Origin of the sequence: Martelella mangrovi (genome assembly GCF_040545495.1) — a bacterium.
In the GTDB taxonomy this organism is placed as follows: domain Bacteria; phylum Pseudomonadota; class Alphaproteobacteria; order Rhizobiales; family Rhizobiaceae; genus Martelella; species Martelella mangrovi.
This window is the reverse complement of sequence record NZ_JBEPLY010000005.1, coordinates 15,059-32,504: the sequence shown is the minus strand read 5'-3', so window position 1 is coordinate 32,504 and position 17,446 is coordinate 15,059. Positions and strand designations below refer to the sequence as shown.

Annotated in this window: 12 protein-coding genes; 2 read left to right on the top strand and 10 right to left on the bottom strand. The window is 61.3% G+C overall.

Annotated features, from left to right (window positions below; translation table 11 throughout):
- Positions 1–12 precede the first annotated feature (12 nt).
- Positions 13–3,450 carry an ATP-binding protein gene (locus ABID12_RS09050; RefSeq protein WP_354433956.1) on the bottom strand — a complete coding sequence of 1,146 codons (3,438 nt, stop codon included), beginning with the start codon at positions 3,448–3,450 and terminating at the stop codon, positions 13–15.
- 2 nt (positions 3,451–3,452) lie between these two features.
- Positions 3,453–4,697: a metallophosphoesterase family protein gene (locus ABID12_RS09045; protein WP_354433955.1), complete on the bottom strand. Its 1,245-nt coding sequence runs from the start codon at positions 4,695–4,697 to the stop codon at positions 3,453–3,455.
- A 132-nt stretch (positions 4,698–4,829) separates the two neighbouring features.
- Between ABID12_RS09045 and ABID12_RS09040 the strand changes: the two genes are divergently transcribed.
- Positions 4,830–5,816 (top strand): aldo/keto reductase, encoded by a 987-nt coding sequence (locus ABID12_RS09040; protein WP_354433954.1) that lies wholly within the window; start codon positions 4,830–4,832, stop codon positions 5,814–5,816.
- 314 nt (positions 5,817–6,130) lie between these two features.
- Here the strand turns inward: ABID12_RS09040 and ABID12_RS09035 are convergent, their stop codons facing one another.
- The 8 genes from ABID12_RS09035 to ABID12_RS09000 form a co-directional block, all read right to left on the bottom strand.
- Complete coding sequence (locus ABID12_RS09035) at positions 6,131–9,043, bottom strand: valine--tRNA ligase (RefSeq protein ID WP_354433953.1); 2,913 nt, start codon at positions 9,041–9,043, stop codon at positions 6,131–6,133.
- A 233-nt stretch (positions 9,044–9,276) separates the two neighbouring features.
- Positions 9,277–9,960: a PopZ family protein gene (locus ABID12_RS09030; RefSeq protein WP_354433952.1), complete on the bottom strand. Its 684-nt coding sequence runs from the start codon at positions 9,958–9,960 to the stop codon at positions 9,277–9,279.
- A gap of 186 nt (positions 9,961–10,146) precedes the next feature.
- Complete coding sequence (locus tag ABID12_RS09025) at positions 10,147–10,815, bottom strand: protein-L-isoaspartate O-methyltransferase family protein (protein WP_354434115.1); 669 nt, start codon at positions 10,813–10,815, stop codon at positions 10,147–10,149.
- Between the two features lie 242 nt (positions 10,816–11,057).
- Positions 11,058–11,948 (bottom strand): ribokinase, encoded by an 891-nt coding sequence (locus tag ABID12_RS09020; RefSeq protein WP_354433951.1) that lies wholly within the window; start codon positions 11,946–11,948, stop codon positions 11,058–11,060.
- A gap of 76 nt (positions 11,949–12,024) precedes the next feature.
- Complete coding sequence (locus tag ABID12_RS09015; protein ID WP_354433950.1) at positions 12,025–12,849, bottom strand: HpcH/HpaI aldolase family protein; 825 nt, start codon at positions 12,847–12,849, stop codon at positions 12,025–12,027.
- A 68-nt stretch (positions 12,850–12,917) separates the two neighbouring features.
- A complete protein-coding gene (locus ABID12_RS09010; protein WP_354433949.1) occupies positions 12,918–13,931 on the bottom strand; it encodes a TRAP transporter substrate-binding protein in 1,014 nt (337 codons plus the stop codon).
- 35 nt (positions 13,932–13,966) lie between these two features.
- The gene (locus ABID12_RS09005) at positions 13,967–15,247 is read right to left on the bottom strand and encodes a TRAP transporter large permease subunit (RefSeq protein WP_106311002.1); all 1,281 of its coding nucleotides are present in this window, start codon (positions 15,245–15,247) and stop codon (positions 13,967–13,969) included.
- Positions 15,244–15,777, bottom strand: coding sequence for a TRAP transporter small permease (locus ABID12_RS09000; protein WP_354433948.1), 534 nt, complete (start codon positions 15,775–15,777; stop codon positions 15,244–15,246). Before ABID12_RS09000 ends, ABID12_RS09005 begins: the two co-directional genes overlap by 4 nt.
- Before the next feature lie 179 nt (positions 15,778–15,956).
- On the opposite strand from ABID12_RS09000, the gene ABID12_RS08995 reads away from it, so the two are divergent.
- Positions 15,957–16,982, top strand: a complete 1,026-nt coding sequence (locus tag ABID12_RS08995) for a LacI family DNA-binding transcriptional regulator (protein ID WP_106310996.1) — start codon at positions 15,957–15,959, stop codon at positions 16,980–16,982.
- Positions 16,983–17,446 lie beyond the last annotated feature (464 nt).

Here is a 17,446-nt window from a genome sequence, read left to right as displayed (position 1 = left end):
GGCGAAACCTGACTATCGTTCCAGCAACACGATATCAGCCTTGTCGCCAAGCTCATTTCGGGCAATATCGACAAGGCTTTTTTCATGGGTGAACAGGATTGTCTGGATATCGCCGCCCAGCGCCGAAAGCGCCTTGAGGCCTGACGCACTGCGCGCGTCGTCAAAGGTCTGGAAAATATCGTCGACAATCAGCGGCGCAGGCTCGTTGCGGCTTGCATAATCTTCGAGAAAGGCCAGCCGCAGCGCCAGATAAAGCTGGTCTCGGGTGCCGTCGCTCAGCCCCTCGACCGGCACTTCACCGCCATCGGCCCGGCGGGCGACCAGCAGCAATTCGTCATTGGCCCCGTAATTCTGCAACAGCCCATCAAAGCCGCCCATGGTCAGCGCTGCGAAATGCCGGGCCGCATTGTCGAGGATCGGATCGGCGCGGCCGGCGCGATATCGCTCCATCGCGGCATCGAGCAGATTGCCCGCAAGCTTCAGCACCACCCATTCTCGCGCCAGTTCGCGCGCCTCTTCTTCGGCCGAAACCCGATCGAAAGCCGCCTGTTCGGCGCTTTCGCCGCGCCCGAGCTCCTGTTTGCGGTGGCGGCAGGCAGCGCGCCTCTGCAACAGGTCCTCGCGCACCGTTTCGTCTTCCGCCTCTTCCGCCGCCAGCGCCTCGCGCTCCTGCCGGCAGGCGATCACGTCCAGCCCTTCGGCAAGTGCGCGGGTTTCGGCTTCATCAGCCCCCTCGCTGCCTTCCAGAAAACGGCGACGCGCCTCGGCAAGCTCCCTGCGTATTGCCGCCCGTTCGGCAAGCCGTGCGGCCAGCCCGTCCGCAGCAACGCCATCCGGCAGGGAATGCGCAATTTCCGCAAGCTCTGCCCGGCAGGCGTCGAGATCGTCCTTCAGTGCCTGTGTTTCGCCGGCAAGCGTATCGGCCGCTTCCTTGAGCGTGTTGCGCCGCGCCGCCTCCGACGTGTTCCGGTCGATCCGCTCTCCCAGTATTTGCACCACATCCGCAGCAGTCCTGCCGGCAAGGTCCGGTGCCAGACCCTCCACCAGTGCAGCGGCAGCGGCGTCGAACCGTTCGATACGCTCCCGGTCTGCCGAAATCTCACGCCCGAGCCGGTCTTTCCGCTCCACAAGCGACGGCACCCTGCCCCATAGCTGCAAGGCCGTTTCCGCCGCCGCCAGACCCGTGCCTTCGTCGAGACCGACGGCTGCAAGGCTACGCGCATAACGGCCGGCAAAATCCTCCCCGGCGGTCTTCAGCGCTGCAAGCTCCTGCTCGCGACGGACAATTGCCTGCCGCGCCGCGGATATCTCGGCCTGCTGCCTGCGGGCATCCTCCCAGCGCTCGCTCAGGCGCTCGATCCGCGCCTCAACATAACGCGCCAGCGGCAGAACCAGCATATCGGCCCCCGCATCGCCGGCAAGTTCCGCAAGACCTGTACCGAGCGCCGTTTGCAGTTTTTCCAGCCCCTTGCGGCGGTCGATCAGGCCGTAAAGCACTTCGCGCCGTTCGAAAAGCTGTGCGACCTGCCGCAGCCATTCGAGCATGTGCTCCGGCCCGGAGGCTTCGACGGCCGATGGCTGAAACAGCGCCCGAAAATCTTCGGTTCTGCCCGCCAATGCGCCGGCGAGCTCCTGACGTTCGCGCGCTCGTTCGTCTGCTTCACGTTGAAGCGCATCCAGCCGTTTCAGATATTCGCCATGCCGGGCCACTTTTTCCGCGTTGTCGAGCGCGCGATCAGCCAGCCCGTCGGCCTCAACGACCGAAGCCAGATAGGTCTCCCGCGTCCCGTTTCCCGCGACAAACACCTCGAAAACCCGGTCGCGCTCCTGCCGGACAGCGGCGATATCCTGACGCGTCAGCACCGCGTCATCGCCGGCCTCCTGCGCCATCTGTGCCTCGATCCGTTCGCGCTCCGCCGCCCCTTCGGCAATCTTGCGGTCAAGCGTTTCCAGAGCCTGTTGCGAGGCCGCAATCTGATCGCCGGCAGTTCTGACCGCTGCGATATCCGGCAATGCGCCGCGCGAAAGCCCGTGAATATCAGCCACCGCCGGGCGAAGAGCGGCCGCATCTTCGCAAAGCGTCCGTTCACGCGCGGAGATCTCGGCATCCAGCGCATCGGCATCTTCGAGTTTGACAAGTTCCGGCCGCAGCGCATCGAAACGGCGGCGAAGGGGCGCGGGATCGACCAACTGTCCGCCGCCGTCCTCGCTTTCAAGCGCCTCTACGGCGCGACGGTTTTCTGCGAGCCCCTTTTCAAGCGCCACAAGCTCGCTCTCTCGTTTTCGTCCTTCTTCTATCAACGCCTTAAAATCGGACAGCAAGACATTGTCCGGTCTGCTCTTTTCAAGATTTTCAATCTCGGAAAAGCCAAGATCGGACGCCAGAAGCGAAAGCGCAGACATCACCTCCTGAAACGCCGCCTCGCGCTCCGGCAGATGCTCCACCGCCTGGGTGTAAATCCCGCTTTCGGCGTAAAGGCGCCTCACCTCTTCCCGACGGACCAGCAGGGCATGGTCGATTTTCAGCGCCTCGAAATCATGGCGCAACACGACCAGCCGCGCGGTCTTGTCCTCGACCTCACCAGCCATGCGGGCTTCGCGCTGCTGACGTTTTTCCAGTTCCGCGCCGGTTTCCTCCGACACGGCTTCGAGATCGGCAAATTGCGCCAGTGCCCGTTCGTGCCGGTCGACCTCGGCCAGCAGGCCGCGCAGCCGCTGCAAGCGGTCGAGATCGGCCATGCGGGTGCGCCGCGCGTGCTGGCGTTCGCCCAGAGCCGCAAGCTCCGCTTCGATCTCGCTTTCTTCGCGCAGCAGCGCCTTCCAGTCGCTGGCATTGAGTTCGAGTGCACGTTCGGCCTTGCGGGCCGCGTCATGACGTTCCAGCGCCTGATAGAAGCTGCGGTTTTGCGACTTGCGCGGGGCATAGATCCGATCGGCATCAGCGGCAAGCGCCTCACCGACGGAGCGCAGCCCCGTCAGCCCGGAAGCGGCTGAAAACAGGATCTGTCCGATTTCGCCGCCATCGGCCAGCATTTCGGCCGCGCCGGCCCTCAGCCGTTCGGAATCAAGCCCGAAGGCGCGCTCGAAGACGGTTCGATCGAGACTGCCGAGAAAACCGGAAAGCGCATCGTCATTCAGCGCGCTGTCGCCTTCCTTTCCGCCCGCAAGCAATGTGTTCTTGCGCCCCTTGCGCCGGCGGAAAGCAAGTGTTTCGCCGCCGCGCGCGCGGATTTCAGCCCCGACTCTGAGATCACGGGCATCATGGAGAAAATCAAACCCGACATCGCGGTCGGGAAAGCCGAACAGCAGGTCCGAAAAGGCGGAAAGCGCCGATGATTTGCCCGCTTCATTGGGGCCATAGACGACATGAAGCGCGGCATCCGGGCGGAATGCGATTTCGCGTCCGGTGAAATGGCCGTAGCGAATGAGATCAAGCGTCAGAAACCGCATGCCTATCCCTCTCCCGCAAGCCGCGCCCTGAGAATATCGCGCGCCTCGGCCAGCAATTCCTGTTCGCCGGCCCCCAAGAGCGGCTCACCGGGCGCTGCCCCGCTCGGAAGCTTGCGGCCGATTTCTGCAATCATGTCCTCAACAGCCAGTGTCTGCCCGGATGCAATGTCGCGCACCAGAGCGTCGATATCGACCAGCAGCTCGGTTTCAGCCGCCGGCGCTTCGGCATCTGTGGTCTCGACGTCGATCACCAGCTTTTCAAGCCAGAGCTCGGCGTGAATGCGGTGACAGGCGGCTTGCACATCATCGCGCCACTGCGCACGCGCAGCCTTGATGCGCTCTGCGGCCGGGTGCCGGCCCGAAAGCGTGACCCTCAGCGCGACGGGACGCTCATCGGCCGTTTCGGCGAACGGCAACAGCGCGGCCTCGATGGCCGCGGGAATGGCGCCGTCTGCCATCTCAGGCCCCAGCGGCACCTCCACCGTTTCGAACCGGGCGCAATCGAGCATGATCCGCTCATAGCGCGGGCGGCCGTCTTCGACCGTGACCAGAACCACACCTTTCGGGCCGGTCTCGCGAATGTTGCGGCCCTGCAGATTGCCGGGATAGATGACCGGCGGATCGGTGGAGACCGCCTCGAAGGCGTGAACATGGCCCAGCGCCCAGTAGTCATAGCCGCGCGCGGCGAGATCGGCGACAGAACACGGCGCATAGACGGCGTGCGGCGGCCGGCCGGAAAGCGAGGTGTGCAGCACGCCGATGTTGAAATGGCCCGGCAGGGCTGCGGGATAGGAAAGCGCCAGATTGTCGGCCGCCACACGCTCGGCAAAGCCCTGGCCGTGCAGCGCCACTTTCAGGTCATCCAGCACGAAGGTTTGCGGCTTGCGGGTGGAAAATTCGTAAACGCCCTCGGGCATGGCGATCGTGCGGGTGACGATGCTTTCGGCGTCATGATTGCCGCGCAGGAAATAGACCGGGATGCCGGCGCGCGACAGACGGGCGATTTCGCGGTTGAAGAACAGGCCGATATGATTGTCCTTCCAGGCGCCGTCATAGACATCGCCGGCGATCACCATAAAATCGACCTTTTCGGCCAGCGCATATTCGATCAGCGCGGAAAACGCGGCGCGCCCGGCGGCGGCAAAGCGTTCCGCCATCTGCCGGTCCTTCAGCATCAGCCCGGAAAGCGGGCTTCCCAGATGCAGATCGGCGGCGTGTATGAAGCGGAACGAAGTCACAAATCGCATTTCCCTGTTTTTTCTTCGGTCTTCGAGGGGTAAAAGACCCGGGGAGAGCATTTCAAGCATAAAAGCGCCGCCCCGGCGCTTTGTCCTGTCTGCATCATTCGGGCAGGAATCAGAAATCAACCGGAGGAACGCATGCATTATCACAATTTCGGCCGCACCGGACGCCCCGTCTCCAATATCGGCTTCGGCGCATGGCAGATCGGCGGCTCATGGGGTTCGGTCAGCGAGGAGGACGGCCGCGCCGCGCTCAACGCCGCACTCGACGCCGGCATCAATTTCATCGATACGGCCGATGTCTATGGCGACGGGCGCTCGGAAAAGATCATCGCCGATGTGCTTTCGGGCCGCGGCGGCGAAAAACCCTTCGTTGCCACCAAGGCCGGGCGGCGGCTCGATCCGCATACGGTTGAAGGCTACAACCGCGAAAACCTCGAAGGCTTCATCGACCGCAGCCTGAAGAACCTGAAAATGGAACGGCTCGATCTGGTGCAGCTTCACTGCCCGCCGACCGAGGCCTTCTACCGGCCGGAGGTGTTCGAGGCGCTTGAGGCCCTCAAGGCCAAGGGCAAGATCGCCAATTACGGCGTCAGTGTCGAAAAGGTCGAGGAAGCGCTGAAGGCCATCGAATATCCGGGCGTCACCAGCGTCCAGATCATCTACAACATCTTCCGCCAGCGCCCGGCATCCCTGTTCCTGCCCGAGGCGAAACGGAAAAATGTCGCCGTGATCGTGCGCGTGCCGCTGGCATCCGGCCTGCTTTCCGGCAAGATCACCCGCGATACCCGGTTCGACAAGGAAGACCACCGCAATTTCAACCGTTCGGGCGAGGCTTTCGATGTCGGCGAGACCTTTGCCGGCGTGCCCTTCGAGATCGCGCTCGACGCGGTGGAAGAAGTGCGCAAGCACGTGCCCGGCGGCGAGACCATGGCAGCCTTCGCGCTGCGCTGGATCCTGATGAACGAAGCCGTCACGGTCGCCATTCCCGGTGCCCGCAATGCCGAACAGGCCAAGGGCAATGCGCGCGCCTCCGATCTTCCGGTGATCGGCGACGATGTGATGGAAGCAATGGCGGAAATCTACCGCAACCGCATCGCCCGCCATGTTCATCAGCGCTGGTAGGATAGCCGAAAAGGGGCGGGACACGATTGCGCCGCCTCGGGCTGCTGACAAAGCCTGCACCACCCTCTCAGCGTCACCCTCGGGCTTGACCCGAGGGTCCAACCACGTCGCGATGCAACAGGCGTATCGGTATAAATATTGGGCTCAAACAGATCATTACAAAAAGCCCACCTCGCTCGTGTGGCGAGGTGATTAGATCCTCGGGTCAAGCCCGAGGATGACGCCTGTAAAAGGGAAAAGTTTATCAGCAAACCGAGGCGGCGCACCAGATGCCCCGCCCCTCTTGTTCATTGCCGTTGCGCGAACCGTTCCGCTTAACCGGCTTCGCTCACCCGGGTCAGCGCCGTGGCAAGCTGTTCGCGCTGTTTCTGCAGCTCGGCAAAACGCTCACGCTCGGTAGCGACAACCTCCGGATCGGCGTTGGCGATGAATTTCTCGTTGCCGAGCTTCTTGGATGAACGATCGATATCCTTGTCGACCTTGCCGATGGCCTTTTCCAGGCGCGCGGTTTCGGCCGAAACGTCGATCAGGCTGCCGAGCGGAATGCAGGCCGTTGCCTCACCGACGATCACCTGGGCGGCCCCTTTGGGCGCAATTTTTTCGAAATCGAGCGAATCGACGCGGGCGAGACGCTCGATTGCCGGATAATGGCGGGCGCTGCGTTCGCGGGTCGTGGCATTCGCACCGACGAAGATCAGCGGGGCCTTGGCCGAGGGCGGCACGTTCATTTCCGAGCGCGCGGAACGGATACCCGAGACGAGATCGACAAGCCAGTTGATTTCATCAGCGGCCTCGTCGTCGCGGTAGAGCGGCACATGCCAATCGGCATGGCAAAGCAGCCCCTCGCCGCCGATCTGCGCCCACAATTCCTCGGTCATGAACGGCATGAACGGGTGCAGGAGCTTGTAGGTCTCGGCCAGAACATAGCCGACACAGGCCTGCGCTTCCGCCTTGGCCTCTTCATCCTCGCCCATGAAGACCGGCTTCAGCAGTTCCAGATACCAGTCGCAGAGTTCGTGCCAGACGAAGTGATAGAGGGCACCGGCCGCCTCGTTGAAACGATAGGCCTCGGTGGCCCGGGTCACCTCTTCCGCGGTCTTCGAAAGTTCGGTCAGGATCCAGCGGTTGATGGTCTGGCCGGCGCTGTCCGGGCGGAAGGCGCTGTCGAGCTTCATGCCGTTCATTTCGGCAAAGCGGGTGGCGTTCCACAGCTTGGTGCCGAAATTGCGATAACCGGCGATACGGCTCTCATCGAGCTTCACGTCACGGCCCTGCGCCGCCATGATGGCAAGCGTGAAGCGCAGCGCGTCGGCGCCGTATTCATCGATCAGGTCGAGCGGGTTGATGACGTTGCCTTTCGACTTCGACATCTTCTGCCCGTTCTTGTCGCGCACCAGAGCGTGCATGTAGACGGTATGGAACGGCTCGACCGGATTGCCGTCTTCATCCTTCATGAAATGCAGGCCCATCATCATCATGCGGGCGATCCAGAAGAAGATCAGGTCGAAACCGGTGATCAGTACGGAGGTCGGATAGTAGCGGGCAAGCTCCGGCGTTTCCTCAGGCCAGCCCATGGTCGAAAACGGCCACAGCGCCGATGAGAACCAGGTGTCGAGCACGTCCTCGTCACGGGTCAGGATATTGCCCGGTTCGAAGTTTTCCAGCTGTTCCTCGACCCAGGCTTTCCACGGTCCTTCATGCGAGATGTAATGCTGGATGGCGGCTTCCAGCGCCTCTTCCTCGGTCTTTTCAACGAAGACGGAACCATCCGGGCCGTACCATGCCGGGATCTGGTGGCCCCACCACAGCTGACGCGAAATGCACCAGGGCTCGATATTTTCCAGCCAGCCGAAATAGGTCTTTTCCCAGTTCTGCGGCACGATCTTGGTGCGCCCTTCGCGCACCGAGGCGATTGCCGGTTCGGCCAGCGTCTTGGCATCGGCAAACCACTGGTCCGTCAGCATCGGCTCGATAACCACGCCGGAACGGTCACCAAAGGGCTGCATGATCTTCTTGTTCTCGACGAAGGGGGCATCATTGCCCTCGTCATCCTTGACGGTGACCGCTAGGCCTTCCGCCGTGATCGCATCGACAATGCGCTTGCGGGCCGTATAGCGGTCGAGACCACGATATTCATCGGGAACGAGGTTGATATCGTCGACCTCGGCTTCGCCCGGCAGTTCGCCCGATTTCGCGATTTCCATGGCCTGCCCGGCGCACCGCGCATAGGGCTCGCCATCGGTGCGCATTTCGGCCTGCTCGTTCATCAGACGGTAAAGCGGAATATGGTTGCGGCGGGCGACCTGATAGTCGTTGAAATCATGCGCGCCGGTGATCTTGACCGCGCCGGAACCGAAATCCGGGTCCGGATATTCGTCGGTGATAATCGGAATCAGGCGGCGATTCTGTTTAGGTCCGACCGGAATTTCACAGAATTTTCCGACAATTGCCGCATACCGTTCATCAGACGGATGAACCGCAACCGCGCCGTCGCCGAGCATGGTTTCCGGTCGCGTCGTGGCAATCGAGATATAGTTCCGTTCTTCCTCGAGAACGACGTTTCCATCCTCGTCCTTCTCGACATAGGTATAGGTTTCGCCGCCGGCCAGCGGATATTTGAAATGCCACATATGGCCGTCGACTTCCTTGTTCTCGACTTCGAGATCGGAAATCGCGGTTTCAAACTGCGGGTCCCAGTTGACGAGGCGCTTGCCGCGATAGATCAGCCCGTGCTTGTAGAGCGAGACAAAGACTTCCAGAACCGCCTCGGAAAGGCCTTCATCCATGGTGAAGCGCTCACGCGACCAGTCACAGGAGGCGCCAAGACGTTTCAGCTGATTGAGGATCTGACCACCGGATTCATCCTTCCACTCCCAGATCTTCTCGATAAACGCCTCGCGACCGAGTTCACGGCGTCCGGGCAGCTGCTTTTCCATCAACTGGCGTTCGACAACCATCTGCGTGGCGATGCCGGCATGGTCCATGCCCGGCTGCCACAGCGTATCCTTGCCACGCATGCGTTCGAAGCGGGTCAGAATGTCCTGCAGGGTATTATTGAGCGCGTGGCCCATATGCAGCGAGCCGGTCACGTTCGGCGGCGGGATCACAATGCTGAAAGACTCCGCCCCCGGCTTTGCATTGGCGCCTGCACGGAAAGCATTCTGCTCTTCCCAGCGGCGTGCGATCTTGGGTTCGACACTCTTGGCGTCATAAGTCTTTTCAAGCATTTCTGTGCCAATTCCTGCTTTGAAAGAATGATCGGACCGGAACCCGAACGAAGGGCGACCAACCGTCTTTCCGTTATCTTCCGGCCCTTTTATTCAGCCGGTCCGGGGCCGGTTTACGGCCAGATGTTGTTAAGCGTTTGGCGCAAAGCCTGTCAACAACAAAGCCGCCCCGAAGGAGGCGGCCTTAATGGCATATTGTGCCGGCGACGAATATAACCAGTGACCGGCCGTGGTCAGTGCTTGGCGGTGCGCATACGCTCCAGCTCGCGCGCAACCGCATTTTCGACGATCGACGGCATGTGCGTTTCAAGCCATTGGCTCAACAGCGGGCGCAGCTCTTCGGCGACAATCTCTTCAATGCCGCGGGCGCCTTCACGCTCAAGCGCGGCGGACAATTCACGCAGCGCTTCGGAAATACGCACTTCGGATTCCCCGGACAGCAGAGGCTCGTCATTGCTTACCGCGCTGTCTTCCGTCTCGGCTTCGTGGATCTGGCCGCTTGCTTCGCGCACCTGGCGGGCCACCTCACCCATCGTTCCCGGATAGACCGCCTGAAAAGGCTGCTCTGCCGCCGTTTCCTCGACGGCATCATGCGCGGCATGTTGCTCTGCTTCGCCGTAGACCTGCTGTTCGGCTTCATGCGGCGCAAACTGCGTCGGTTCCGGCGACTGCGGCTCTTCGGGGGCGACCGGTTCATCGGCCGCATGATGACGCGAAACGATCACCGGCTCATGCACAGGCTGTTCTTCGCGCTGATACCAGCTTTCGTCCATCTGGTCGTGCGACTGCGGTGCATCTTCACTGTCGCCCGGATTGGGACCGGCATCACGCGGCTGCGAGGAACGGTATCCGGGCGAACGTCCGGCATCTTCACCACTGTCGATAATCCGACGGATGGACGCCAGAATTTCTTCCATTGATGGTTCCTGCTGCAACTTCGGCTGCGCCATGACAAACCTTTCCGCGCGCTTATGCGAATTTCTCGTCGTTCCGAATCATACCTGACGATAGACCAATTCCAACACCCATCCCTTTTGAAAACATCGTGTTTTCAGTATCGTACACAGTTTTTTAAAAGGATGCGGACGATCTGCGTGCCGTGCCTAGAATTCGAAAGCCTTTTCGCGGGTGAAGCCCGGCAGCGGCTTGACGGCCGCATTGAAGGACAGGAGCTCGGAAAACACATCGCCATCCCGGCGACAGACCTTGGCGCGCGCAGCGTTGCCAGCGCCCTCGACGCAGACCAGCCGGCCGCCGTCGCGCAACTGCTCAAGCAATGTTTCGGGAACGTATTCCACCGCACCGTTGACGAAAATCACGTCATAGGGCGCTTCGGAGGGATAACCGGCTGTCAGCTCGCCGACCACGACAGCGGCATTGTCATAGCCCAGCTCGATGAAGTTCTCGCTTGCCGAATGCACCAGATCCTCGTCGCTGTCGATGCCGACAACGGACTGGGCCAGAAGCGAAAGAATGGCAGCGGCATAGCCCTCGCCCGCGCCGACCACGAGAACGACATCGCTCTTCGACACTTCGACAAGCTGAATCAGCTTTGCCAGCGGAGAAGGCTCCATCATGTAGCGGGCCGGCCCTTCGGCGGTGGCGGGCTTTACCTGAATATCCTCGTCGATATAGGCAAGCGGCTTCAGCGCTGCCGGCAGGAACGCCTCGCGCGGGACCGAAAGAAATGCAGAGATAACCGGGTGTGCTGTCACATCGGTGGTGCGGATCTGACACTCCACCATCTTCTCACGGGCCGTTTCGAAATTCATCATTGCCATCAACCTCACAGTGCGTTTTCGCGGGCCGTTCAAAGCCGCGGACCGGTAAAAGGGACAGTCACCCAGCCCTTGGTGTTTTACTTAAATGCGCCGACGGTCCATGGCAAGATGCGAGTGGACCCGTTCACCAAATTGGAGACGGGGGGAGCCTTGGCACCGGTCAGCGCGCAGGCCACGAAACAGATTGGCAGATGGCAATCACCAACACGAACCGCCCTCAAGGACGCCCGGCCCTACCTGATGTCGGCGGCCAGCGGAACCGCTGTCTGTGCGCCGGCCTTGAGGCAGGCAAGCGAACCGGCAACGGCCGCGCGATGCATGGCATCGGAAAGCGACAATCCCGCATCGAGACCCGCTGCAAGATAACCGCAGAACGTATCACCTGCCCCCACGGTGTCGATCGGTTCGATGGCAAGGCCTGAAGCGGAGAAGAACCGGCCGTTTTCGATGGCGATTGCCCCTTCCCCGCCCAGCGTCACGACGAAGGTCTGCCCGGTCTCGGCATGAAGTGCTGCAAGCGTTGCGCGGCGGGCTTCAGCGTCCCTGATTTCGGTTCCGGCCAACAGCTCAAACTCGGTTTCATTGGCGACAACGATATCAGCCATACGGCCGAGACGGACAGCATCCTCCGTCAGGGGCGCGACATTGAGAATGCTGCGCACGCCGCGTTCACGGGCGCAATTGAGCGCCCGTTCCACGGCAATGGCAGGAATTTCGAGCTGCAACATCACGGTATCGCCCGGCGTCATCTCCGCAATGGCATCCTCTGCCTGTTGCGCCTGAAGCGTGCCATTGGCGCCGGGGACGACGGTAATCATGTTTTCGCCGTCACCGCCAACGAGGATAACCGCGATACCGGTCGTCCCGGCCACCGTTTCAACGCCGCCAAGATCGACGCCGCCTTCACGCAGCAGGGCAAGCGCCGGCTCGGCAAAATCATCATCTCCGACCGCACCGGCCATCCGGACATGTGCTCCGGCCCGGCATGCCGCCAGCGCCTGATTGGCACCCTTGCCGCCTGCGGCCGTCACAAAACCGTTGCCGCCAACCGTTTCGCCCGGATAGGGCAATCGGTTTGCGGTGGCCGTCAGGTCCATGTTGACGGAGCCGAATACGGTGATCATGTCTTTCGTCTCGCAGTTTGGGAATCAGAAAGTGCCGGCAGGAACCGGGCGGAAGCGACGGTAGACGCTTGCGCAGTCAGTAAGACCGCGCCGGCCCGGAGACTTCCGGCTTAACACCGTTTTCGCGCGCCGTCTGAATGGACCGGTAGTCGTCCATGGCCGCCTTGCCGGCATCGCGCAGCAGCGCCACGTCATGCGGTCCTGCAATCAGGCGGTAACCCCGTTCCAGAAGGGTTGGCACATCCGCACCGTCATTGGGCACAGTACCGGCAACCTTGCCGGAGGCGGCAATCTCGGCTTCGGCCTTTTTCGCCAGCGCCTGAACATCCGCATGCCCGGTCTGTTCCAGAAGGCCCATGGAACCGGCAAGATCGTTGATGCCGATGAACACCACGTCGATGCCGGGCACCGCCGCGATGGCAGCGGCGTTGCCGATTGCCTTTTCCGATTCCAGCTGCACGACAATCAGGATTTCGTCATTGGCCTTGGCCGCGTAACCCGGCTCGTTGCCGAAGGTCGAGGCGCGCACCACGCCGGCGGCATAGCCGCGAATACCGCGCGGCGGATAGGAACAGGCTTTGACGGCCGCTTCGGCTTCTTCCGCGGTTTCGACCTGCGGGATCATCACCGACTGCACGCCAGCATCGAGTATGCGTTTCAGGAAAACATGGTCGTTCCACGGCACACGCACCAGCGCCGGGGTCGGCGTGGTCTCGATCGCCCGAAGGGTTTCCACGATCTCACGAGTGTCGCCGGTGCCATGTTCGAAATCGGCAAGAAGAAAGTCGAAGCCGGCGTGACCGAGAATTTCGGCGTTCTGGACGGAGCCTCCGCCAATCCAGCAACCATAGGCGGCTTTTCCGGCGGCAAGGTGAGATTTGAGGCGATTGGGACCAAACATTTTGATTGACCTTGAAATGACAGGGGTGACAAGGAGCCGCGCCCTCAGACGCGGCTCCGAATTTTCGGTTATTGCGCGTCGCGGACCTGGGCGATGCTTTCATTCAGCAGTTCGACGACTTCCGGATCGGCCTTTGCGGCATAGGCATCGGCAACCGGCTTGGTCTTTTCACGGAACCGGGCAACTTCTTCGGACGAAAGCTCGGTGACGACCATGCCGTCGGCCTTCAGGTCCTCGATGGCCTGCGCATCGGAATCGCGCGAAAGCTGGCGCTGGTATTCAGCAGCTTCCGTCGCCGCCTCCTGCAGCAGCGCCTGCTCATCCGGATCCAGCTTTTCCCACAGCGGCTTGGAATAGAGCATGACCATCGGATTGTAGGTATGCCGGGTCAACGTCATGTATTCCTGCACTTCGTTGAGCTTGGCCGTCAGGATGCTGGGTGCGGGGTTTTCCTGCCCATCGACGGTCCCGGTTTCGAGCGCCGTATAGACTTCGGGAAACGGCATCGGCACGGCATTGGCGCCGAGCGCATTGAACATATCGAGATAGATCGGCGACTGAACGACGCGGATCTTCAGGCCTTCGATATCATCGACCGTTTCCACCGGGCGGCGGCTGTTGGTCAGCTCGCGAAAGCCCAGTTCCCAGTAGGACAGTGCGACGAGGCCCTTTTCATCGAGCTCCTCGGCGAAGATGTCACCGACGGGACCGTCCATGACGGCGTCTGCTTCCTCGGGGGTTTCAAACAGAAACGGCAGGTCGAGGAGTGCAAAATCCGGCACCAGCGACGACAGCAGGCCGGCATTCATCACCGAAGCCTGCAGAACGCCGCCCTGCAGCGAGGACACGGCCTGCATATCGCCGCCGAGCATGCCCGCCGGGAAAACCTTGACCTTGATCTTGCCGTCGCTCTTTTCCTCCACAAGTTCGGCAAACTTGTGCTGCCCCTCCACCAGTGGGGAGCCTTCAGAGCCCGCACTGGAGAAACGGATGGTCTGCTTGTGTATTTCCGCCTGGGCGGCAAACGGCATCAGCGATGCCAGCACGACGCCTGCGAGCAGGCCTTTGAGAATGTTCCGCATGACTATTCCTCCTTGTGCAATGCGAACGTTCCGGCTCAGCGAATGAGCCAACCGGCCGGCACGGTGACGAGTTGCGGAAACACAATCATCAGGCCGAGCATGGCCAATTCTGCGAGAATGAAAGGCCAGACGCCGCGGATAACCGTCTGCATGCTGGTGCGGGTCACCGCAGCCGTGACATTGAGAACGGTTCCGACCGGCGGCGTGATAAGGCCAATCGAGGTATTGATGACGAGCAGGACACCGAAATAGATCGGGTCGATGCCCGCTTCCCGGACCACCGGCACCAGAATGGGACCGAGGATGAGAATGGTCGGCGCCATATCCATGGCCATGCCGATGGCGATCACGATCAGCATGATGATCAGCATCAGCAGACGCGGGCTTTCCATGAACGGCGCCAGAAGGTCGACGATCTGGCCGGGCAGATCGGCAATCGTGATCATCCATGCGGCAACCAGCGCTGCGGCAACCATGAAGATGACAGCAGCCGTGACCTTCGCCGACGACACGAAGACCCGGTAGAGATCACGCAACGACAGTTCCCGGTAGACCACAACAGCCACGAAAAGCGCATAGGTCGCTGCCACCACGGCCGCCTCGGTCGGCGTGAACAGGCCGAGTTTGAGGCCGAAAATGATGATGACCGGCAGGCCAAGCGCCCAGATGCTTTCGCGGAAAGCCTTCCAGCGTTCGGCAGCGGTGGCGCGCTCCTTTACTTCCACCTTTTCCTTCAGCGTCACCAGATACCAGGTGAATGCGAGGCCAAGCCCGAAGATAAGGCCGGGTGCGATACCCGCCATGAACAGCTTGGAAATCGACAGGTTGGCGGTCACGCCGAGAAGAATGAAGGCAATGGATGGCGGGATGATCGGGCCGATAATGGCACCCGATGCGACGAGACCGACGGAACGCCCCTTGTCATGACCGGCACGCACCATCATCGGCACCAGAAGCGCACCAAGTGCCGCGGCATCCGCTGCAGACGACCCCGAAAGGGCTGCCAGAATGGCTGCGGCAACGATGGTGACATAACCCAGTCCGCCGCGCACATGACCCAGCATGGCAAGCGCGAAATTGACGATGCGGCGCGAAAGGCCGCCGCTGTTCATCACCTCGCCGGCCAGCATGAAGAAGGGAACGGCCAGCAGGGTGAAACTGTCGGCGCCGCCGACGAGGTTCTGCGCCAGGATCTGCGGATCGAACAGGTCGAGCTGAAACATCAGCGCGATTGCGGCCATCAAAAGCGCATAGGCAATGGGCAGGCCGATGGCCATGGACGCAAGAAGCGCCACGATGAAAATAAGAATGGTCATGGCTGCATCTCCCGTTCAGCATCGGCTTCTTCGCTTGCCGACATCCCGGCGAGCTCGTCATCGCTGACACGGCCGACAAGCACACGCAGCACGGCGAAGGAGAACCAGCCGAGAGAAATGATCATGAAAATGATGACGGGCAGGAAGTAGAGCGACTGCGACACACCCAGCACCGGCGTCAGGGTTCCGAGATTGATTTCGGCCTGACGCCATGTTCCCGACAGGACCAGCCAGCTGGCCCAGAGCATCAACAGGTTGGCCAGCACGAAACAGGCCATCCTGGCGCTGCGGGGCATCATCAGGATCACGGTATTGACGCCCAGATGCGCCCGTTCGAACAGTGCGGCGGCTGCGCCCAGGAAAACCACCCAGACGAAAAGCAGGCGCGAGAGTTCCTCCGTCAGGGTGATGCCGCTGTTGAATGCGTAACGCAGGACAACATTGAGGAAGACCGTTACCAGCATCACCGCCAAGCAGGCTGCGATGACGGCTTCGATGCCACCAAGAAGATAGTTTCGTATTGTCTTCAAGACCAAACCTCCCTGTTCTTCTCCAAAGCCGTCCCACCGGCGTTGATCGTCTTTGTAAACACGATGTAAGCGCATACATATCGGATGACGAATATGAGTCAACACCTTATTTTGAAATGATTGAAGTACACACCGTTTTGATGTAAGCGCTTACTGATAGATTGGGAGAATGATAAAAGATGCGTGAACCGACAACACCACGCGCGCCACGCGCCGTTGACGTTGCCGCCGCGGCCGGGGTTTCGACGGCAACCGTTTCGCGGGCGTTCAACGCGCCGGAAAAGGTTGCGCCGGAGGTGCGCGAGCGCGTTTTGCAGGCTGCCCGGGATCTGGGCTGGTTCCCGAATGCCGCCGGCGCGGCACTCGCCAGCCGGCGCACCATGCTCGTCGGCGCGTTGATACCGACTCTCGACCATGACGTTTTTGCAGCCCAGGTCAATGCCCTGCAGGCACGGCTGGCCGCAGCCGGCGTGACGGTGCTGATCGGCTGCTCCAATTACGACCTCGACCACGCCGCCGAACAGGTGCGGGTGATGCTGGCGCGCGGCATGGAGGCACTGGCAATTGTCGGAGAAGAGCAGCGCCCGGCGCTGTTCAAGATGATCGATACGCGTGCCGTGCCCTATGTGGTGATGTATGCCCACCGCCCGAACTCGCCGCACCCCTGCATCGGCTTCGACAATGAGGCGGCCTTTCACCGGATAACCCGCCACCTCCTTGATCTCGGCCACCGCCGTTTCGGCGTCATTCATCAGCCTTCAACCGACAATGACCGCGTGCTGGCCCGCCTTGAGGGCATTCGCGCCGCACTGGCCACCGAAGGACTGGCCATTCGCCCGCAGCATATGACCGAGGGGCCAAGCGGGATCGAATTCGGACGACAGGCATTGCGCAGCATCTTCACGCAGGGCGAACCGCCGACGGCCATCATCTGCGGCAATGACGCCCTCGCCTTCGGTGCGCTGATCGAAGCCAGGGCCATGGGCATAGCTGTGCCTCAGACCCTTTCGATCACCGGCTTCGATGACGTACCCATGGCCGCCTTCACGGACCCACCACTGACAACAATGTCCGTCGACAATGCCGCAATCGGCAGAGCCGCGGCCGATTACCTGCTCGCCCGCCTGCAGGGCGGCGAACTGGAAAAACCGGGACCTCTGGCAACCACATTGATCGAACGCCAGTCGACCGGCCCGGTCGCATAGCCGCACGCAACTGCCACTTGGTTTTGTGCCGGTTCTCTCAAGAGATAGGTTTTGAAACCGCTGGCCGGTTGACCGGCCTATCCGTCCGCGATCGATACGGCAGGTATCAAGACCCGCGTGGCGCTGTCCGTGCCGGTGCGGACAGTTGCAGGATAGCGAATCTGACAATTCCTGGATCGATCACAAGAATGCACGACCGCAGGCGTGGAAGCCTTGCGCTGGAAATCGCTGAAAAAGGAAACAACCGAAGCCATAATTTTCAGCACACAACGTGCTTAATGGCCTTGCGGAACTGCTGGTGGAACTCGGTGTGAGCCAATACAGACTAATGGCGATTCTCGAGCACTCGGAAGCCAAGACAAGCAAGGCCTACACCCACCGTGCCGACCGCTGGAAACTCTCCAACGATGCCATGCAACGCCTCAACGTGCCCCATACGTGATTATGACGTGAGGCACATATAC